The 1,432-nt window shown below is 75.1% G+C and carries 3 protein-coding genes; all 3 read right to left on the reverse strand.

The genetic code is table 11. The features are described from left to right. Nucleotides 1-220, reverse strand: a 220-nt coding sequence (locus tag DW309_RS00040) for an NTP transferase domain-containing protein (protein ID WP_168387112.1), incomplete at its 3' end; no start/stop codon positions are given. Next, complete coding sequence (gene moaC / locus DW309_RS00045) at nt 217-690, reverse strand: cyclic pyranopterin monophosphate synthase MoaC (protein WP_136044161.1); 474 nt, start codon at nt 688-690, stop codon at nt 217-219. The genes moaC and DW309_RS00040, both read right to left, overlap by 4 nt. Next, the coding region (locus DW309_RS00050; protein ID WP_136044162.1) for a molybdopterin molybdotransferase MoeA at nt 687-1,432 on the reverse strand (746 nt) is incomplete at its 5' end. The genes moaC and DW309_RS00050, both read right to left, overlap by 4 nt.

Genomic DNA, 1,432 nt, shown 5'->3' on the forward strand with positions numbered 1-1,432 from the left:
GCGGCGGATCCTCGCGCACCCAGCGCACCTCCGCCGCCGCATCCAGCACCGGCCCCACCGCATACACCGGCGCCGCACCGGCACGGTCCAGCGCGCGCAGCGTCCGAGCCAGCAGTGTCTCGCCGCCGATCTTCAGCAGCGGCTTCACCGCACCACCCATCCGCCGCCCCCGACCGCCCACGAGCACGATCCCGGCGGCCGACGGCACCCCGGCGGTCACTCCTCCGGCCTCCGCCACGAGCCGCTGCGGCCGCCCTCCTTGGCGGTGATGCGCACGTGCTCGATCGACGCGGAACGGTCCACGCCCTTGATCATGTCGACCACGGCCAGCGCGGCGACCGAGACCGCCGTCAGCGCCTCCATCTCCACACCCGTGCGGTCGGCGGTGCGGACGGTCGCCGTGATGCGCACGCCCTCGTCGACGATGTCGAGGTCGACCACCGCCCCGTGCACGCCGATCACGTGCGCGAGCGGCAGCAGCTCCGGCGTGCGCTTGGCGGCCTGGATGCCGGCGATGCGGGCCACCGCGAGCACGTCGCCCTTCGGTACCTCACCGTCGCGCAGCAGCGTCACGGTCTCGGGCGCGCAGCGCACCAGGCCGGCCGCGGACGCCGCGCGCACGGTGGGCTGCTTGTCGGTCACGTCGACCATGCGCGCGTGCCCCGCGGAGTCCAGGTGGGTGAACGTCATGTCAGCTCCATCACATCGACGAGGTCCCCGACCGACACCCGATCGACGTCGGCGGGAACGATGGCGTAGGCGGTGGCGGCGCCGAGGCCGACCGCGAGGTGGGAGCCCGAACCTCCCCGGGTCGCGGGACGCACCCGGCCCTCGGCATCGAGCACGGCGGGCAGGTACTGGCGTCGGCCGGGCGGCGTCCGCCACTCCGCTCCGGCGGGGGTTCTGCGCACGGGCCGGTGGATCATGCTCCGCCCCTGCAGCCGCAGCAGCGCGGGCCGCACGAAGACCTCGAACGAGACGGCGGCGCTCACGGGGTTGCCCGGCAGCCCGAACAGCAGCGTGCCACGCGTGGTCACCCCAAACCCCTGCGGTTTGCCCGGCTGCATCGCCACCCGGACGAACTCCATCGCGGCACCCAGGCTCTGGCGCACGGGCTCGTACGCGCCCGCACTGACCCCGCCGGAGAAGATGACGGCGTCCGCTCCGAGGTCTTCGGCCCGGGCCACCGCAGACGCAGGCCCGCCCGGCTCGTCGCCGACCACCTCGCGCAGGATCACCTCCGCCCCGGCCTCGACGGCCAGTTCCGCGAGCAGCAGGCCGTTCGACTCCGGGATCTGGCCGCGGCGCAGCGGCTCCCCCGGCGCCACGAGCTCCGCCCCCGTGGAAACGACCGCGACCCGGGGGCGCGGAGCCACGGCGACCCGGTCGATACCGACCGACGCCAGCGCGGCGAGCTGCCGCGCGCCGAGCA

The organism is Microbacterium sp. K41, from assembly GCF_004794395.1.
GTDB classification, from domain to species: Bacteria; Actinomycetota; Actinomycetes; order Actinomycetales; family Microbacteriaceae; genus Microbacterium; species Microbacterium sufflavum.

Excerpts from the sequence above, each read along its gene's own strand:
- moaC (WP_136044161.1), bottom strand. The coding sequence starts at position 690 with ATGACGTTCACCCACCTGGACTCCGCGGGGCACGCGCGCATGGTCGAC.